Origin of the sequence: Methylobacterium thuringiense, from assembly GCF_022179645.1 — a bacterium.
In the GTDB taxonomy this organism is placed as follows: domain Bacteria; phylum Pseudomonadota; class Alphaproteobacteria; order Rhizobiales; family Beijerinckiaceae; genus Methylobacterium; species Methylobacterium thuringiense.
Map to the genome: position 1 here is coordinate 57,449 of NZ_BPRA01000025.1, position 16,516 is coordinate 73,964.

At 68.9% G+C, this 16,516-nt stretch carries 14 protein-coding genes; 8 read left to right on the forward strand and 6 right to left on the reverse strand.

The features are described 5' to 3' along the window. Positions 1-20 precede the first annotated feature (20 nt). The 4 genes from MFF07_RS20990 to MFF07_RS21005 all read right to left on the reverse strand — a co-directional run bounded on the left by MFF07_RS20990 (position 21) and on the right by MFF07_RS21005 (position 7,062). Positions 21-2,105, reverse strand: a complete 2,085-nt coding sequence (locus MFF07_RS20990; protein ID WP_147816970.1) for a hypothetical protein — start codon at positions 2,103-2,105, stop codon at positions 21-23. A gap of 169 nt (positions 2,106-2,274) precedes the next feature. Further along, positions 2,275-5,124 carry a DUF4159 domain-containing protein gene (locus MFF07_RS20995; RefSeq protein ID WP_238232810.1) on the reverse strand — a complete coding sequence of 950 codons (2,850 nt, stop codon included), beginning with the start codon at positions 5,122-5,124 and terminating at the stop codon, positions 2,275-2,277. 10 nt (positions 5,125-5,134) lie between these two features. Further along, complete coding sequence (locus MFF07_RS21000) at positions 5,135-6,049, reverse strand: DUF58 domain-containing protein (protein ID WP_147816035.1); 915 nt, start codon at positions 6,047-6,049, stop codon at positions 5,135-5,137. A gap of 5 nt (positions 6,050-6,054) precedes the next feature. Then, on the reverse strand, positions 6,055-7,062 hold the full coding sequence (locus tag MFF07_RS21005) for an AAA family ATPase (RefSeq protein ID WP_147816033.1): 1,008 nt from the start codon (positions 7,060-7,062) through the stop codon (positions 6,055-6,057). 211 nt (positions 7,063-7,273) lie between these two features. Here MFF07_RS21005 and MFF07_RS21010 point away from each other — a divergent pair, with 211 nt between their 5' ends. The 3 genes from MFF07_RS21010 to MFF07_RS21020 all read left to right on the forward strand — a co-directional run bounded on the left by MFF07_RS21010 (position 7,274) and on the right by MFF07_RS21020 (position 10,681). Continuing rightward, on the forward strand, positions 7,274-7,693 hold the full coding sequence (locus MFF07_RS21010; protein WP_147816031.1) for a PaaI family thioesterase: 420 nt from the start codon (positions 7,274-7,276) through the stop codon (positions 7,691-7,693). Between the two features lie 46 nt (positions 7,694-7,739). Further along, positions 7,740-8,024: an antibiotic biosynthesis monooxygenase gene (locus MFF07_RS21015; RefSeq protein ID WP_147816029.1), complete on the forward strand. Its 285-nt coding sequence runs from the start codon at positions 7,740-7,742 to the stop codon at positions 8,022-8,024. 326 nt (positions 8,025-8,350) lie between these two features. Further along, positions 8,351-10,681 (forward strand): putative bifunctional diguanylate cyclase/phosphodiesterase, encoded by a 2,331-nt coding sequence (locus MFF07_RS21020; RefSeq protein WP_147816027.1) that lies wholly within the window; start codon positions 8,351-8,353, stop codon positions 10,679-10,681. Positions 10,682-10,696: 15 nt separating this feature from the next. Here the strand turns inward: MFF07_RS21020 and MFF07_RS21025 are convergent, their stop codons facing one another. Further along, positions 10,697-11,620 carry a crotonase/enoyl-CoA hydratase family protein gene (locus MFF07_RS21025; RefSeq protein ID WP_238232811.1) on the reverse strand — a complete coding sequence of 308 codons (924 nt, stop codon included), beginning with the start codon at positions 11,618-11,620 and terminating at the stop codon, positions 10,697-10,699. Positions 11,621-12,023: 403 nt separating this feature from the next. On the opposite strand from MFF07_RS21025, the gene MFF07_RS21030 reads away from it, so the two are divergent. The 4 genes from MFF07_RS21030 to MFF07_RS21045 all read left to right on the forward strand — a co-directional run bounded on the left by MFF07_RS21030 (position 12,024) and on the right by MFF07_RS21045 (position 14,985). After that, positions 12,024-12,644 carry a DUF1285 domain-containing protein gene (locus MFF07_RS21030; RefSeq protein ID WP_147816023.1) on the forward strand — a complete coding sequence of 207 codons (621 nt, stop codon included), beginning with the start codon at positions 12,024-12,026 and terminating at the stop codon, positions 12,642-12,644. Next, positions 12,641-13,324, forward strand: coding sequence for a CoA pyrophosphatase (locus tag MFF07_RS21035; protein WP_147816021.1), 684 nt, complete (start codon positions 12,641-12,643; stop codon positions 13,322-13,324). The genes MFF07_RS21030 and MFF07_RS21035 overlap by 4 nt, the downstream gene beginning before the upstream one ends. Before the next feature lie 34 nt (positions 13,325-13,358). Then, positions 13,359-13,616: a DUF6111 family protein gene (locus MFF07_RS21040; RefSeq protein WP_238232812.1), complete on the forward strand. Its 258-nt coding sequence runs from the start codon at positions 13,359-13,361 to the stop codon at positions 13,614-13,616. 97 nt (positions 13,617-13,713) lie between these two features. After that, complete coding sequence (locus MFF07_RS21045; RefSeq protein WP_187272446.1) at positions 13,714-14,985, forward strand: CCA tRNA nucleotidyltransferase; 1,272 nt, start codon at positions 13,714-13,716, stop codon at positions 14,983-14,985. 24 nt (positions 14,986-15,009) lie between these two features. Here MFF07_RS21045 and trpA read toward each other — a convergent pair whose 3' ends face one another. Continuing rightward, complete coding sequence (gene trpA, locus MFF07_RS21050; protein WP_147816017.1) at positions 15,010-15,843, reverse strand: tryptophan synthase subunit alpha; 834 nt, start codon at positions 15,841-15,843, stop codon at positions 15,010-15,012. Positions 15,844-16,213: 370 nt separating this feature from the next. On the opposite strand from trpA, the gene MFF07_RS21055 reads away from it, so the two are divergent. After that, positions 16,214-16,381, forward strand: coding sequence for a hypothetical protein (locus MFF07_RS21055; RefSeq protein WP_187272445.1), 168 nt, complete (start codon positions 16,214-16,216; stop codon positions 16,379-16,381). The last annotated feature ends 135 nt before the right edge of the window (positions 16,382-16,516 follow it).

The window sequence follows — 16,516 nt, forward strand, 5'->3', positions numbered from 1 at the left end:
TGTGGCGATCTGGCAGGGCGTCAAGCCGCCCGGCCACGCCGTCCCTCGACGAGCCACATCGCCAGCACCGCCAGGGCCAGCGCGGCGAGCGCCCACAACCCGAGCGCCAGCGGATAGACCTCGACCCCCAGAATATTGGCGCTGTCGCTCGGCCGGAAGCCGATCCAATCGGCGCCCCCTAAGCGGCCACCGCGTACGGCCTGGAGCCGCGGCACGGTGGTCGCGCCGTTGGCATCGGCGAGGCGGCGAATGGTGCCACCGCTGGATTCCGCCACGGCCTTCAGGCGCTCGGTGTCGCTGAAGACGTCGGCGAGTTCGCGCGGGTTGGCCGGGCCAACGCTGACGAAGGCCACGAGATTGCCAGAGCGCAGCGTGTGCAGGCCGAGCTGCTCGGCCTCGAAGGCCGCGGTGAACAGGCCCGGCTCCGCTTGAGTCAGGTCGAGAGTGCGGGCGTTGCCGGTTGGGCCGGTGACGGTGACGGGTTCGGCCGTCTCCTTCATGGTCTGGCGCTCGACCCGGACCTCGCGGCCCCGGCCGGTGGTCTGGGCGCGCAGGGCCTCCTCCTCGAGGCCCGGCTCCTTCATCAGCCAGTGGGCGAGGCGGCGCAGCAGGTCGAGATAGGGGCCGCCCTGCTGGTAGCCGCGCGCCCAGAGCCAGGACTGGTCCGAGAGCATCAGGGCGACGCGGCCCTTCTCCTCCCGCGAGAGGTTCAGGAGCGGCAGGTTGCTCGCGCCGGACAGGATCGGCTGCACGCCGGGCCGGGACTGCGCGGAGACGATGCGCAGCCAGTCGCCCCAGGCCGGCGGCTTCGACTCGGAGCCCGGTAGCGCCCGCGTCACCGGATGGCGCGTGCCGACATCGGTGATCGCCGCCTTGAACGCCTGCTCGACCACCTTGCCGTTCGGCTCGCCCGGCAGCACCGAGGAGAGCCGCGTGCGGGCGAGGCTCATCGGCGAGGCGAATTCCGGCCCTGCCGCCACCAGCAGCGCACCGCCCTCGCGGACGTAGCGGACGATGTTGTCGAAATAGGCCGACGGCAGCACGCTCTGGTTGGCGTAGCGGTCGAAGATGATCAGGTCGAAGTCCTTGATCTTCTGAACGAACAGCTCGCGGGTCGGAAAGGCGATCAGCGAGAGTTCGGAGATCGGCGTGCCGTCCTGCTTCTCCGGCGGGCGCAGGATGGTGAAGTGCACGAGGTCAACGTTGGCGTCGGACTTCAGGAGGTTGCGCCAGGTGCGCTCCCCCTGGTGCGGCTCGCCGGAGACGAGCAGCACGCGCAGCTTTTCGCGGATGCCCTCGATGGGGAGGACGGCGCGGTTGTTGACCGTGGTCAGCTCGCCCGGCAGCGGCTCGACCTCGATCTCGACGACGTTCGGGCCGCCATGCTCGATCTTGGTGGTGAGTGAGAACGGCTGGCCGGTGGGAAAGGTCTTGCGGCCGAGTTCCTCGCCGTCGCGGCGCACCGTGACGGTGGCGCTGCCGGTGCCGCCGCGCTCCTGCACCTCGGCGCGGATGGTCAGGTCCTTGCCGACGATGCCGAAGCGGGGGGCTTCCAGCATCTTGATCTGGCGGTCGCGCTCGTCGGGGTGGCCGGTGACCAGGACGTGCAGCGGCGCTTTGATGCCGAGCGCTTCGAGGGAGGCCGGGATGTCGTGTACGACGCCGTCGGTGAGCATGACGACGCCGGCCAGCCGCTCCGGCGGCACGTCGGCGAGCGACTGCGAGAGGGCGGTGAACAGCTTGGTGCCGTCGTCGCCGTCCTTGGCGTCCTGCACGTCGATGAAGCGTGGCTCGATGTTGGCGAGACCGCCGAAACGGCGCTCCAGCTCGGCCTTCACCTGATCGGTCATCTGCGGCCGGTCGCCGAGGGTCTGCGAGCCCGAGCGGTCGACGATGATCGCGGCCACGTCCTTCACCGGCTCGCGGTCTTCGCGGACGAGGGACGGGTTGGCGAGGGCGGCCAGTACCAGGGCGAGAGCCACGGCGCGCAGCAGCGCGGTCCGCCCGCGCGCGACGATGGCCAGCACGGCGAAGACCGCGACGACGATGCCGAACCCGGCGAGCACCGGCCACGGGATCAGCGGCGTGAAGCTGAGGCTCAGCATGCGGCGGGGCCTTCAGTGGTGAACTGGCGTGTTCCCCTCCCCCTTGTGGGGAGGGGTAAGGGGTGGGGGTGGTGCCGCTTGGTGTTGCGAAGGCCGGTGGCACCACCCCCACCTCCAACTCCTCCCCACAAGGGGGAGGAGAGCCCGTCGCGGCAGAGCATCAAAAAACTCACTGGCCCAGCCGCTCCAGCAGCGCCGGCACGTGCACCTGATCGGCCTTGTAGTTGCCCGTCAGCGTGTAGATCACGATGTTGACGCCGCCGCGAAACGCCATCTCGCGCTGGCGCTGGTCGCCGCCGGACATCGGGTAGAGGGGGGCGCCGTCCTTGCTGAAGGCCCAGGCCGCGGCGAGGTCGTTGCCGGTGATGATGATCGGCGTGACGCCATCGCCGGCGCGTGCCGGCCGGCGCTCGGCGCCGTCCGTCGGGGCCGGGGGCAGGGCTTCGACCCAGGTCTGGCCGGTGGTGTAGCGGCCTGGGAAGGTGTCCACGAGGTAGAAGGCCTTCGTGAGCACGTGGTCGCTCGGGATCGGCTCCAACTCGGGCACTTCCAGCGTCGCCAGCATCTTTCGCAGGTACAGGCCCTCAGGGGTGGGCGGACCGCCGGGGCGGGCGACCTGGGCGTCGCGGGTGTCGAAGATCACAGTGCCGCCGTTGCGCATGAAGGCGTCGATCTTGCGGATGGCGGCCTCGCTCGGCTGCGGCCGGCCGGCGACGATCGGCCAGTAGATCAGCGGGTAGAAGGCCAGCTCGTCCTTGGCCGGATCGATCGCGGCCGGCTCGCCGGGCTCCAGCGCCGTGCGCGCGGCGAGCACCTGGGTCAGGCCCGACAGCCCGCTGCGGCTTGCCGTATCGACGGCTTCGTCGCCGGTCGTCACGTAGGCGAGGCGGGTGATGAGGGCGGATTCGGTGTTGCCGGCGCGGACGGACGGCCCGCCCTCTGCGCGGGCTGGACTGGCGCTCGGCGAGAGCGCGAAGAGGCCGACGGCAAAAAACGCGATCAGCGCCGGACGGCTGCGCAGGCGGCCGATGAGGCCGTTGCCGGATCCGCCACGGCCTCGTCCCAAAAATCCGCCGAGCCAGAGGCCGGCGAGGGTGTCGAGGATCAGGAGGGCCAGGGCGAGGCTGAACAGGACGGCGCGCAGGTCCAGCGTCTCGGCCCCGCCGAGGCCGCCGATGCGGGCGCCAGCGATGCCGGAGATGTCCAGCGGCTTCAGGCGGTCGTCGGCCTTGAGCGCGTTGACGCTGATGCCGTCCTCGGCCGGCCCGTAGAAGCCGGGCGGGTGGTCGTGCGTGGCGCGGTCACCGTAATCGGCCGAGACGGCGGTGGCGGAGGCCGGCGGGCTGCCGAGCGCGCCGAAGCCGTCGAGGGTCAGACGCGGTGCGAGCACGGCCGCCTTGGCCTGGGAGCCGTCGCCGGTGGCCGGCTTCGCGCCCGAGCCGGCCATGCCGACGACCCGGCGCAGCATGTCGACGAAGAGCCCCGAGAGCGGCAGGTTCGACCAGGTCGTGTCGGCGGTGACGTGGAACAGCACCAAGAGCCCCTGTCCGCGCTTCTCGGCAGTGACGACGGGCGTGCCGTCCTGCAGAGAGGCCCAGGTCTTGGCCGGAAGATCGCCGTCGGGCTCGGCCAGGATCTGGCGGCGCACGCCGATGTCGGCCGGCGGCTTGAGGCCGGCGAAGGGGCTCTCGGGCGGGAAGTCGGCCACCGTCTTCGGGTTGTCCCAGGAGAGGGTACCGCCGAGGTTGCGCCCGCCGCGGCGCAGCCGCACCGGCACCAGCGGGTCGTTGCCGGCAGCCAGCCGCGGGCCGGCGAAGCGCAGGAGCAGGCCGCCCTCGTCGACGAATTTCTCGACACGCCCGAGGGTCTTGTCGTCGAGCGCGCCGACATCGGCCAGCACCAGAACGGTGACCTGGTTGTCGAGCATCTGGCCGATCGCCTCGGCCGTACCCTGGCCGCCTCGGGACTGCTGCACGTCGGCGAAGGGCGTAAGAGCGCGGGAGAGGTAGTAGGTCGGCGCGAGCAGCGGCTGCGCCTGATCGGCCGTGCCGCCAAAGACGAGGCCGACGCGGCGGCGCTTACCGCGCTCGTCCATCAGCACCACGGCGCCTGCCGAGCGCTCGCCGGCCACTTCGAGCCGGGCGATGGTGTTGCGGATCTCGACCGGCAGGTCGAAGCCGATCTCGGCCTCGGTGGCGGCCGGCTCGAAGGTGAACGGCATCTCGGCGAGCGGCAGGCCCTTCAGGTCGAGGGCGCGCACGACGCCGGCATCGCGGCCGTTCGGGGCGGCGCGCAAGACGTGTGCTTTGAGCTGGCCGCCGGCCTCGCCCCCGGCGAGCGCCAGGGCGGGGGGCTGTTCGGCCTTGAGCACGGTCAGCGCCGTACCGTGTTTCGTCATCAGCTCGGACAGCGACTTCGAAAAACCGGTGCCGGCATCCTCGATGCCGTCGCTGATCCAGACGATGGCGGCGTTCGGCGTCCTGTCGAGGAAGGTGGCGATCTGCGGGAGATGCGCGGCACGGTCGGTGAGGATCGGGCGCGGCTGCACGGCGCGCAGGCGCTCCAGGGCGGCGGCGGGGGCCTTGGCCTCGAAGGCGGCCACCGGGTCGGCGGTCGGCAGCAGCGCTACGGGGCGGCCCTCGCGGGCGGCGCCCTCGATCTCGTCGGTCGCGGCGCGCAGCCGGTCGCGCCAGTCGTGCGCGGTACCGATGCCGTTATCCAGGAGCACCAGCAGCGGCGTGCGACCGGCGGCGGCGCCGATGCCGGCCGGGTTCCAGACCGGGCCGGACACAGCGAGGATCAGGCAGGCGGCGGCGAGGATGCGCAGCAGCAGCAGCCAGGGCGGCGTGCGGGCCGGCGTCTCGCGCTTCGGCATCAGGTCGGCGACGAGGGCGAGCGGCGGGAATTCGATGCGGCGCGCCCGCGGCGGCGTCACCCGCAGCAGGAACCACAGGGCCGGCAGCGCGGCGAGGGCTGCCAGCGCGAGGGGGGCGGCGAAGGTGAGGGGGACTCCGAACACGTGTCTCTCCTCAGCCGCTTCCGCGCGCGGCGGCGACGAGCGTGAGCAAGCGGAGCGCCGCCTCGCTCGCCGGGCGATCGGTGCGGTGGATCGTCAGCGTCCAGCCCTGGGCACGGGCGATCTCGGAGAGGCCGTCGCGGTGCTGCGCGATCCGCGCGCGATAGGCCTCGCCCCAAGCGCCGGCATCGCCGATGTCGAGCGTTACCCCGCCCTCGGGCTCGTGCAGCACGGTCTGGCCGGAGAAGGGGAAGGTCTCTTCGATCGGGTCGACGATGACGACGAGGTGGCCGTGCGTGCCGCGGGCCGAGATCGCTTGCACCGACTCGCGCACCCGGTCGAGCGGAGTCAGGAAGTCGCTGACGAGAATGGTCTCGTCGAAGCGGCCGGGCGTAGATGTCGGAGGTAGATCCTGCGTCAGGCCGGGCGTGTCGTGCGCCAGCGTCTGCGCCATGCTCTCGACGATGCCGCGCGACGACACCGGACGGGTCAAGCCGAGCAGCCCGACGCGCTCGCCGCCTTCCACGAAGGTGTCGGCCAGCGCCAACCCGAGCACCAGCGCGCGCTCAACCTTCGGCGCCAGGGCGAGATCGGACGCAAAACCCATGGAAGCGGAGCGGTCGATCCAGAACCAGATGGTGTGGGCGGCCTCCCACTCGCGCTCGCGGACGTAGAGCCGGTCGTCATGGGCCGAGCGGCGCCAGTCGATGCGCGCCGCCGCCTCGCCGCTCACGAAAGGCCGGAACTGCCAGAAGGTCTCGCCCGGTCCCGCCCGACGTCGGCCGTGCAGGCCATGGGCCAACATGCTCGACACGCGCCGCGCCTCCAGGATCAGCCGCGGCATCCGGCTCGCGAGCGAGAGCGCACTCTCGGTCTCGCCGCGGCCGGGCGCCCTTCGGTCGGCCGCGATGAGCCGGGTGGTGGCCATCGGTGTCAGAGCTTCCCGGCGAGCTGGGCGATCAGACCCGGAATGGTCTCGCCGTCGGCACGCGCCGCGAAGTTCAGGGCCATGCGGTGCTTCAGCACCGGCTCGGCGAGCGCCTTGACGTCGGCGACGGAGGGGGCGACGCGACCCTCGATCAGGGCGCGGGCGCGCACCGCGAGCGTCAGCGCCTGGCTGGCGCGGGGGCCGGGCCCCCAGAGCAGCTTCTTGCCGATTGCGGCGTCGCCGCCCTCGGGACGGGCCGAGCGGACCAGATCGAGGATCGCGTCGACCACCGCCTCGCCCACCGGCAGGCGGCGCACGAGACGCTGGGCGGTCAGGAGTTCGTCGGTGGTCATCACCGCCTTGGCGTGCTGGTCCTCGACGCCGGTGGTCTCGATCAGGATGCGACGCTCGGCGGCGCGGTCGGGATAGCCGACGTCGATCTCCAGCAGGAACCGGTCGAGCTGCGCCTCGGGCAGAGGGTAGGTGCCTTCCTGCTCGATCGGGTTCTGGGTCGCGAGCACGTGGAAGGGCCGGGGCAGGTCGTGGCGCTCGCCGGCGACCGAGACGTGATGCTCCTGCATCGCCTGCAGCAGGGCCGACTGCGTGCGGGGCGACGCCCGGTTGATCTCGTCGGCCATCAGAAGCTGGGTGAAGACCGGTCCCTTCACGAAGCGGAAGGAGCGGCGACGTTCGGCATCCTCGTCCAAGATCTCGGTGCCGAGGATGTCGGATGGCATCAGGTCGGGCGTGAACTGCACGCGCCGCGCATCGAGCCCGAGCACGGTGCCGAGCGTCTCGACGAGTTTGGTCTTGGCAAGCCCTGGCAGGCCGACCAGCAGGCCGTGGCCGCCGGCCAGGATGGTGACGAGGGCGAGGTCGACGACCTTTTCCTGGCCGAAGATGACGGAGTGGATCGACTCGCGCGCCCGGCCCACCGCGGCGAGGCAGGATTCCGCCGTCGCGACGATACCGTCGTCGAGGCTCGTCGCTGCCGGATTGGCGCCCTGTGCCATCGAGGGGGATGCTCCGAATGAGGATGGACCGCGTCGTCGGTCAGCGTGGCCATGAACGCCAGAGTCTGCCGCCGAACACGGGGCGAACGCAAGCACCGCGGTTTTGCCCCCGCCGACGGACGCTATATGGGCGGAAACGGGCTTACGGCAGCATGACCGCGACATTACGCGGAAGCCGGCCCGACGTTTCGCCGCAAGGGAGCAGGACAGGATGGCCGAGGAACGGAACGATACGGCGTTTCCGCAGGGCTGGACGCCTTTCGAGGATCCCGGGTTCATCGCGCTGACCGGCCCGGTCTACCACCGCGACGGTCGCAAGGCCTTCGCCTTCCAGGCCGAGCCGAAGCACGGCAACCTCGTCGGCATCGTGCATGGCGGCATGCTGGTGACCTTCGCCGACCGTGCGCTCAGCATCGTCGCCATGGAGGCCATGGACGGCGCCGGCTGCGTCACCATCGAGATGAACACCCAGTTCGTCGGCGCCGCCAAGATCGGCGACGTGGTCGAGACGGTGCCGGAGGTCGTCCGGAAAACCTCCTCGCTGGTCTTCGTGCGCGCGATCCTGACCTGCGAGGGCCGGCCACTGGCGTCGATCTCCGGGATCTGGAAGGTGTTGAAGGAGCGATCCTGAGATTTGCCGGGCCTCGAAGCGTGGCCATCGCGAGGGAATGACCGTCTTGACGTTCGTCCTGATCATCCACGACGTCGCCGACTACGATGCCTGGAAAACAGTGTTCGACGAGGCGGCGGCGCTGCGCAGGGATGCCGGCGAAATCTCCTATCGCGTGCTCAGCGACGACACGGATCCGAACAGGGTGGTGCACTTCTCCCGGTGGCGGTCGCTGGCCGAAGCGCGGGCGTTCTTCTCGTTCGAACGACTGGTTGAAATCCGCGAGCGTGCCGGAGTCGCGTCGCCCGACTTTCTCTATCTCAACCAACGCGCGAGTGGCGTCCTGGGCTAGAGCCGTACCCGATCCGATTGCATCGGCTCTTCGCCTCTAAGCCTTTGTTTTCGAGAAGCTTTCTTGCGAAAAACCGGCATCCGCCCGGTTGGAAAGCGCACTCATTTCAGTCGTCGGTTGGCAGTGGAGCGCGCTGGGACGAGACGGGGTTAGGACCATCCCCAGGCACCAGTTTTCGAACGCCGCGGCGGCGTTTTCCGGCATTCCGACGACCCGGCAAGGTATAGAAACATTGTTCGCGCCTAAGGAATCGTCACCGCGATTCAGATGTTCTTTAAGTTCCCTTGGTATCGGCTGCAGATCGAGCGGTTCCCGGAATCGAGCTCTTGAGCCTTCTCAGACACGTCGCAGCCATCGAGGCGGAAGACCGGGCGCTGGCGACCGACGTCAAACGTGCGCTCGTCGATGGTCTCTACACGCCGTTCAAATCCCTCGTCGTCGGCGCGGTCTCCGGTGCAATCATTGCGGGTGCGGCGGCGTTCCGGTCGGGCGATCCGAGTTTCGCCTGCGTCGCAGCCGCCATCGTGATCGTCGGCGCGAGCCGCATCGCCATCGCCCGCATCTACATCCGGAGTCGTCCCGAAGTTTCGCTGACCTACAAGACCTGGGAGCTTTTCTACGCCGTCGGCGGCTTCGCGTTCGCGGCGCTGCTGGGTCTGTGCGCCTTCCTCGCGATCACGCGCTCAAACGATGTTGCGCTTCAGGTGATCACGGCGAGCACCGCGATCGGCTACGGTGCCGGCATCTCCGGCCGCAACGCCGGCCGTCCCTTCCTCGCCATCGGCCAGTTGCTGCTGTCCTCGCTGCCGCTCAGCCTGGGGATGTTTCTGGTGGGCGGCGGCTCGCATATGGCCCTGGGCGTCGTCATCATCCTGTTTGCCTACGGGATGATCGACATCACGCTCAGCATCCGCGAAACCGTGGTCACGGCCCTGGTGACGACCCGCGAGAAGGCGGCGCTAGCCGAAAGCTTCAAGGCGCAGGCCGATCTCTTCGACATCGCCCTGAACAACATGTCCCACGGCCTGTGCATGTTCGACACCCGCGGCCGGTTGAAGGTCTGGAACCGGCGCTTTCTCGAGATCTCCGGTCTCGACCCGGCCCGGGTGGTCGTCGGCGCCTCGGCGCGCGCGCTGTTCGGGGAGAGCTTGGCCGAGATCGAGATGGCCAATGGGCCGCGCCGCACGAATCTCGGCGCCTTCGAGCAGGCGAACGCCGCCCTGGCCGATGGCTCGCTTGTCGTCAAACTTCCCGGAGACCGCTTCATCTCGCTCGTGCAGCGCCGCACGGCGGAGGCCGAGGCCGTGGTGATCTATGAGGACATCACCGAGCGGAAGCGGGACGAGGCCCGCATCAACCAGATGGCGCGCTACGACGAGCTCACCGGCCTGTATAACCGCAGCAGCTTCCGCCAGCAGATCGACGAGTCGCTCGGCGTCGCCCGCCGCCATTCGGGCCATTTCGCCATCCACCTGCTCGACCTCGACCGTTTCAAGGCGATCAACGACACCAAGGGCCATCCGGCCGGCGACCGCCTCCTGCAATTGGTGGCCGACCGTCTTCGCACCGTCGTCCACGGCGCCAACAGCGCTTCGCGCATCGGCGGCGACGAGTTCGTCATCATCCAGAACGGGCTCGGCAGCCTCGACGAGGCCGGCGTGCTCGCCCACGGCATCGTCCGTCTCCTGGAGGAGCCTTTCGAGATCGACGGCTCGCCGGTTCGGATCGGGGCCTCCGTCGGAACCGCGCTCGCGCCCATTCATGCCGATGACGGGGACCGGTTGCTGAAATGCGCGGACATCGCGCTCTATGCCGCCAAGGCCGACGGCCGCAGCACCTACCGCATCTTCCAGCCGGAGATGGAGGCCGAGACCCAGGCGCGGCACGCGATCGAAGCCGACCTGCGCACCGCCCTGGCGAATGACGAATTCGAACTGCTCTACCAGCCGCTGATCGATCTCGGCACCGGCCGGGTGGCCCGGTGCGAAGCGCTGCTGCGCTGGAAACATCCGACCCGCGGCTATGTCTCCCCGCTCGACTTCATCCATGTCGCCGAAGAAACCGGCCTGATCCTGCCGATCGGCGACTGGGTCCTGAACGAAGCCTGCCGCGAGGCGCGCAACTGGCCGGACGAGGTCGGGGTCGCCGTCAATCTCTCGCCGGTGCAGTTCAACAATCCGTCGCTGTCGCTGCAGGTCGTCAGCGCCCTTCAGCGTTCGGGCCTGCCGGCGCAGCGCCTCGAGCTCGAGGTCACGGAAAGCGTGACCCTCGACGGCAACGAGCACACGCTCACCACCATCGACCAGCTCCAGTCGCTCGGCATCCATCTGTCGTTGGACGATTTCGGGACCGGCTATTCGTCGCTGAGCTACCTCAAGAAATTCCCGTTCGACACGCTCAAGATCGACCGTTCCTTCGTGAACGAACTGAGCGAGGCGGCGGACTCGGTCGCGATCGTCCGCGCCGTCGTCGGGATGGGCAAGAGCCTCGGCATGACCATCGTCGTCGAGGGTGTCGAGACCGAGGAGCAACTCGCGATCCTGAAGGCGGAAGGCTGCGACCTCGGCCAGGGCTACCTGTTCAGCCGCCCGATCTCGGCCGGCGCCATCCGCACCATCATCAGCGACGGCTCGGCCATGATCCGCAGCGCTGCGTGATCGGCCTCCGGGATCTCAGGCCGCCGCCGTCTGCACGCCGAGCCTGTCCTGTGCCGCGACGAGCCGTTCCATGATCTTCAGGTCCTGGTCGCGCAGCTTCAGCGCGGCGTCGGCCCAGATCGAGACGATCTTCTTCAGTTCCAGCAGCGAGATCCGATCGACCTCGCGGGCGGCCTGATAGATCGCGCGGTGGCCGTTGTGGCGGCGGCTGCTGCGGGCGATGTAGTCCTGGACCGCCGCCTCGCCCTTGCCGGGCTCCGCCAGCACATGGACGACGCCCATCGCGTGCATGTCCTCGGCGGTATAGGTCTTGCCGCTGAGGATGAGTTCCTGCGCCTTGTTCGAGCCGATGCGGCGGGCGAGGAAGCTGAATGCGCCCATGCCGGGAAACAGGCCGAACAGGATTTCGGGAAAGCCGAACTTGGCGCCCTTCTCGGCGACGACCACGTCGAACGAGAGCAGCGACTCGAACCCGCCGCCGAGCGCGTCGCCCTGCACCAGCCCGATCGTCACGATCGGCAGGCCGAGGGCGTTCATGTTGCGGTGGAGGATCTCGACGCAGGCGTTGCCGTAGCCGACGAGGGTCTCGCGATCACGCTGGCGGATCTTCTGGGCGAAGAGCCGGAGATCGCCCCCGAAGCTGAAGACGCCCTGATAGCGCGAGCCGAGGACGAGGTAGCGCAGGTTCGAATCCTCGCCGGAGAACTTCGCTTCGATCCCGTCCTGCCAGGACCGAAAGTCCGCGAGCATGTCGGGATTGTAGCTCGGGCGCCCGTCCGGCTTCATGTAGGTCCAGAGCGTTTCGCGGGCCTTGTCGTAGGTCACTTCGAGCTGGCGCAGCGCGAACAGCCGTTCTTCGGGCTTGACGGTTTCGACCCGTCCGGGACGGCTGCGATAGGCCTTGGTGCGGCCGATGCCCCAATCCGGATTGCTGAGCATTCCTCCGAAAGGCAGGTAACGTTTGGCCGGGCCTGGAGAATTGGCCATTGCTGCGCGATCCCGTTAACCGATGATGAACCCTAGCAAACCCAAGCCGGGATGACGATGAGGATCCGTTAGGCAATTGGTGTCGTCCCGCCTCAAAATGCGCCTCAGGTAGAGGGGATGGTAATCTTCTCAATCTCTTATATGGTTAAATCGCTGTTAACCGTCCGATCATGTAGAACCTCAGAATGCTTGTTTGTGCGGGCGGCAACTCTACGTGACGGGCGCGGATCCGAAGGCTGTCGCCGTTCCAAACGGCAGAGACGCAGCCGACGGGACAGTCGAACCCAGTCCGTGGTCGAAGGTTCTCCTCGGCGGCCGACGCAACAGGCGTCCGCCAAGCGCGTTGGATGTCCCGATGACGACAGACCCGACACGGCCCGAATTGCCGACTCCCACGACCGATTCCGCCCTCGGCCGCCTCGGCGCGGCACTGGGAGACCTGCCGACGCGCGGGCTGCCCCCGGTCGAACTCTGGCATCCCAAGCATTGCGGTACGATCGATATTCGAATTGCCGCCGACGGGACTTGGTTTCACGAAGGGGCGCCGATCCGCCGGCCGGCTTTGGTCAAACTGTTTTCCACGATCCTGAGACGGGAGCCCGACGGCTCGACCGTGCTCGTCACGCCGGCGGAGCGCATGACCATCAGGGTGGACGACGCCCCCTTCGTCGCCGTCGAGATGGCGGTGGACGGGGAGGGAGAGCTCCGGCGCATCGGATTCCGCACCAATGTCGACGATCTCGTCCCGCTCGACGACGACCATCCGATCCGCTTCGAGCAGGACGGCTCCGGTGGCTTCAAGCCCTACGTGAAGGTCCGCGGCGGCCTCTGGGCACTCCTGACACGGGCCTTGACCTACGATCTCGTCGACCTCGCCGAGGAGCGTGAAATCGACGGCCGGGACTGGCTCGGGCTGGCGGCCGGCGGCCGCTTCCACCCGATCGTGCGAACCGCCGACCTGAAGGTTGCCGGATGAGGCCTCCCGACGGTGTCCTGGCGTCCGGCCGCGGTCCCGCGATCTGGGCCGACGACCTCTCGGATTTCCTCCGCCGGGCGGAGCGCGGCCTCGTGCAGGAGCCGCCCGGCCCCGGCGACCCGACCTGCAACCCGCGCGGCGACCACGATCTCGATCCCGACGGTTTCGCGATCGCCCCGCTGCAGCCGCATCGGCCCGCGGCGGTGCTGGTGCCGATCCTGCCGGTACCCGGCGGCCTCGCGGTGGTGCTGACGCAGCGTGCCGCGCATCTGCGCGACCATTCTGGCCAGATCGCCTTTCCCGGCGGCAAGATGGATCCGGGTGATCCCTCGCCGGTGGCGACGGCCCTGCGCGAGGCCGAGGAGGAGATCGGGCTGTCGCCGGCAAAAGTACGCCCGCTGGGCTATCTCGACCCGTATCTCTCGGCCACCGGCTTCCTCGTCACGCCAGTGGTGGGGCTGGTGGAACCGAACCCGCATCTCAACATCAATCCGGATGAAGTGGCGGACGTGTTCGAGGTGCCCCTGGGCCACCTGATGGATCCGGGCCGCCACCTGATCAAGACGCGCAGCTGGCAGGGGCGCATGCGGATCTACTACGCCATCCCCTTCGGCGAGCGGTTGATCTGGGGGCTCACGGCCGGGATCGTGCATAATCTCTACGAGCGCCTGTTCCGGTAGGGCGCAGAGCCACGGTTTCGCGTAGACCGCCCGCATGCTCCGTTGGATTCTCGAGGAACTCGTCCTCTTCGCGCTGCCGTTTCTCGCCTTCGCCGGCGTTCTCGTCCTCTTGCGGCGAAATCCGCTGCAGGCCGAACACTGGGAGGCGCAATGGGTCCGTCTCGTCCTGGCGGGGATTTTCGTCGTCGTCGCCTCGTTGCTGATGACCGGCCTCACCGCCACCCGCCATCCCGACGGCTACGTGCCGCCGCACATCGAAAATGGGCGGCTCGTGCCGGGCGTGTTCCAATGACGGGGCTGGGCCGTGCGGCTGATGCCGTGGGGGCCGTCGGTCATCGGGGCGGCGCGGCTCGGCCATGCAGGCGGACGGCCGGTCGCTGGAGGGGGCGATGCCTGCGGTCGCCGGTATGATCCCCGTAGGCCTCGATGCGGAAGGTCTGGAGCGGCTGCTCGCCCGTCCAAGTGTCGCGGTATGCCTCGCGGCCCTTCGCGCCGAGGGGGAGGAGACGCGTCTCGTCGGCGGCTGCGTTCGTGATGCCCTGCTCGGTCAGGACGCCGCCGACATCGATCTCGCCACGACGCATCCGCCCGCGCGCACCATGGCGCTCGCCAGGGCTGCCGGGCTCAAGGCGGTTCCGACGGGCTTCGACCACGGCACCGTCACCCTCGTCGTCGACGGCACGCCCGTCGAGGTCACGACCTTGCGTCAGGACATCGAGACCGACGGCCGTCACGCCGTCGTCCGCTTCGGCCGCGATTTCCGCCGCGACGCCGACCGGCGGGATTTCACCATTAACGCCCTCTCGCTCGACGCGGACGGCGCGCTTCACGACCCCGCTGACGGTCTCGCCGACCTCGATGCGGGCCGCGTCCGCTTCATCGGCGATCCGGCAACGCGCATCCGCGAGGATTCCCTCCGCGCACTCCGATTCTTCCGCTTCCATGCCCGTTTCGGTCGCGGCGAGCCGGATCCGGCCGGCCTGCGCGCGGTCATCGCTGCCCGCGCCTCCCTCGATCGCCTCTCGCGGGAGCGGGTGAGGGCGGAAACCCTGAAGCTGCTGCTCGCGCCGCGGGCCGTGCCGGCCATCGCCGTGATGAGCGAGACCGGGCTTCTGGCCGGTCTGGTCGGTGGCGTGGGGGATCTCGGCCGGCTCGCCCGGGCCGCTACGGATGCAGGCGCGCCGGCTGCGGCACGGCTCGCGGCGCTCTGCGTCCAGACCGTCGAAGATGCGGAGCGCCTCCGCGACCGTCTACGCCTCTCGAAGGCCGAGTATGCCCATCTCGCGGACTACGCCGCCGCCGCGTCGGATCTCCGCAGCCGGAAGGACATCGAGAGCCGTGACGTTCGCGGGCTCGCGGCGGTCCATGGGCCGCTGATGGTGGCCGAGGTTCTGCGCGCCCTCGGCGGCGAGCCGCGCCCACGGGTCGAACCCGAGGCCCTGTCGATCCTGGCCGGCCTCGTGGCCTCCCGAAACCGGCCGGTCCTTCCCCTCGGCGGCGGAGACCTCGTCGCCCGTGGCCTCCGCCCCGGGCGCGCCGTCGGTCGCGGTCTCGCGGCGGCGCGGACGCTGTGGTTGTCCGAGGGCTGCCCGATGGACGACGCCGCGCGTGGGCGGCTCATCGCGTATGCTCTGGCCGAGGCGAATGAGCGTGCCGGGTAGGAGGAAATCCGGAGGCGCCGCGCCTCACGCAGCCGTCGTCGGCTCTCTCACGCCCGCCGCCAGTTCCCTGACCAGTGCGGTCACCGCTTCGACGCTCCCGGCGCTCGCCCGGTTCTCACCGTCGAGGCTCTTGGCAAGTGCCGCGACCAGGGCCGAGCCGACCACGACGCCGTCGGCGCCCTGCGCGATGGCGGCGGCGTCGGCCCGCGTCTTGACGCCGAAGCCGACGACGACCGGAAGTTCGGTATGGGAGCGGATGCGGCCGACAGCCTCGGCGACGCGGCTGAAATCCGGGGTGGCGGTGCCGGTGATGCCGGTGATCGAAACGTAGTAGACGAAGCCGGCGGTGTTCTTCAGCACGGCCGGCAGCCGGTGTTCGTCGGTGGTCGGAGTGGCCAGCCGGATAAAGGCGAGGCCTTTGGCCAAGGCCGGCAGGCACAATTCCTCGTCTTCCTCCGGTGGCAGGTCGACGACGATGAGTCCGTCGATTCCGGCAGCGAGCGCATCGTCGAGGAAGCGCGAGACGCCGTAGACGTAGATCGGGTTGTAGTAGCCCATCAGGACGACCGGCGTGTCACCGTTCTCCTCGCGGAAGCGGGCGACGAGGCGAAGCGTCTTGTGCAGGTCCTGGCCCGACGCCAGCGCCCGCAGGCCCGCCGCCTGGATGGCCGGCCCGTCGGCCATCGGGTCGGTGAAGGGCAAGCCGAACTCGACGATGTCGGCGCCCGCCTCCGGCAGAGCCTTCAGCAGGGTCAGAGAGGTTTCGGCGTCCGGGTCGCCCGCCATCACGTAGGTGACGAGGGCGGCACGGCCTTCCGCGCGGCAGCGGGCGAAGGTGGCATCGATGCGGGCGGTCATGGCCGAAGTCCGGGGGGCAAAGACGGGTACTGACGGGGTCGCGCCTACACCATTGCCGCCGGTGCGTGAAGCACGAGACGGCCTATGCCCCGTTTCCGTCATGCGCGCTGCGTTTCGCGAAACCATGCGATGCGGCCAAATGTCCGGTTCAGTCTTCGTTTCGAGTATTTATCGCGCCGTAGTGCGTATTCAATCCAATAGAACCATCTATCGAAATAGACAGATCGATCATTTGGCGTCTCGGTACGATCGCCAATGTGTAATGGGGTCGGGCTCGGGGTGGAATTTGAAGTTGAAGTTCCGGTCGTGCGCGCTAATGTCTCGAATTGCGATGCGGTGACGGGCATCGCGGCGTGCCTTGGAGACTCGGGTGACAGCCAGTGAACGCGCGAGAATAGAACAGGCGATCGAGTTGTTTCTGGAGGCTCGGAAGATACTTGGATCCGATGGGTCGTTTCGCTCGCGTGTGCTGCTCGACATGCTTCTCCTGCAGCTTGGCAAAGAATTCGCCGAGTCTTCCAACGAAGCGGTCGATTGAATTCTGCAGCACGTCCCGAGGCCGGGTCGCCGACGCCCGGATGCGGCGTCGGGACGACAGGACCCCGCACGGAATCGATCGTAATCCGGTGACTCTCCCTTAGCCGTCTTTCTCAAGCTCCCCTTCACGCGCCGC

Coding starts and splice junctions, on each gene's coding strand:
- MFF07_RS21040 (WP_238232812.1), top strand. CDS start 13,359: ATGCTCCGTTGGATTCTCGAGGAACTCGTCCTCTTCGCGCTGCCGTTT.
- MFF07_RS21035 (WP_147816021.1), top strand. CDS start 12,641: ATGAGGCCTCCCGACGGTGTCCTGGCGTCCGGCCGCGGTCCCGCGATC.
- MFF07_RS21005 (WP_147816033.1), bottom strand. CDS start 7,062: ATGGCACAGGGCGCCAATCCGGCAGCGACGAGCCTCGACGACGGTATC.
- MFF07_RS20990 (WP_147816970.1), bottom strand. CDS start 2,105: ATGCTGAGCCTCAGCTTCACGCCGCTGATCCCGTGGCCGGTGCTCGCC.
- MFF07_RS21045 (WP_187272446.1), top strand. CDS start 13,714: ATGCCTGCGGTCGCCGGTATGATCCCCGTAGGCCTCGATGCGGAAGGT.
- trpA (WP_147816017.1), bottom strand. CDS start 15,843: ATGACCGCCCGCATCGATGCCACCTTCGCCCGCTGCCGCGCGGAAGGC.
- MFF07_RS21030 (WP_147816023.1), top strand. CDS start 12,024: ATGACGACAGACCCGACACGGCCCGAATTGCCGACTCCCACGACCGAT.
- MFF07_RS21025 (WP_238232811.1), bottom strand. CDS start 11,620: ATGCTCAGCAATCCGGATTGGGGCATCGGCCGCACCAAGGCCTATCGC.
- MFF07_RS21000 (WP_147816035.1), bottom strand. CDS start 6,049: ATGGCCACCACCCGGCTCATCGCGGCCGACCGAAGGGCGCCCGGCCGC.
- MFF07_RS21010 (WP_147816031.1), top strand. CDS start 7,274: ATGGCCGAGGAACGGAACGATACGGCGTTTCCGCAGGGCTGGACGCCT.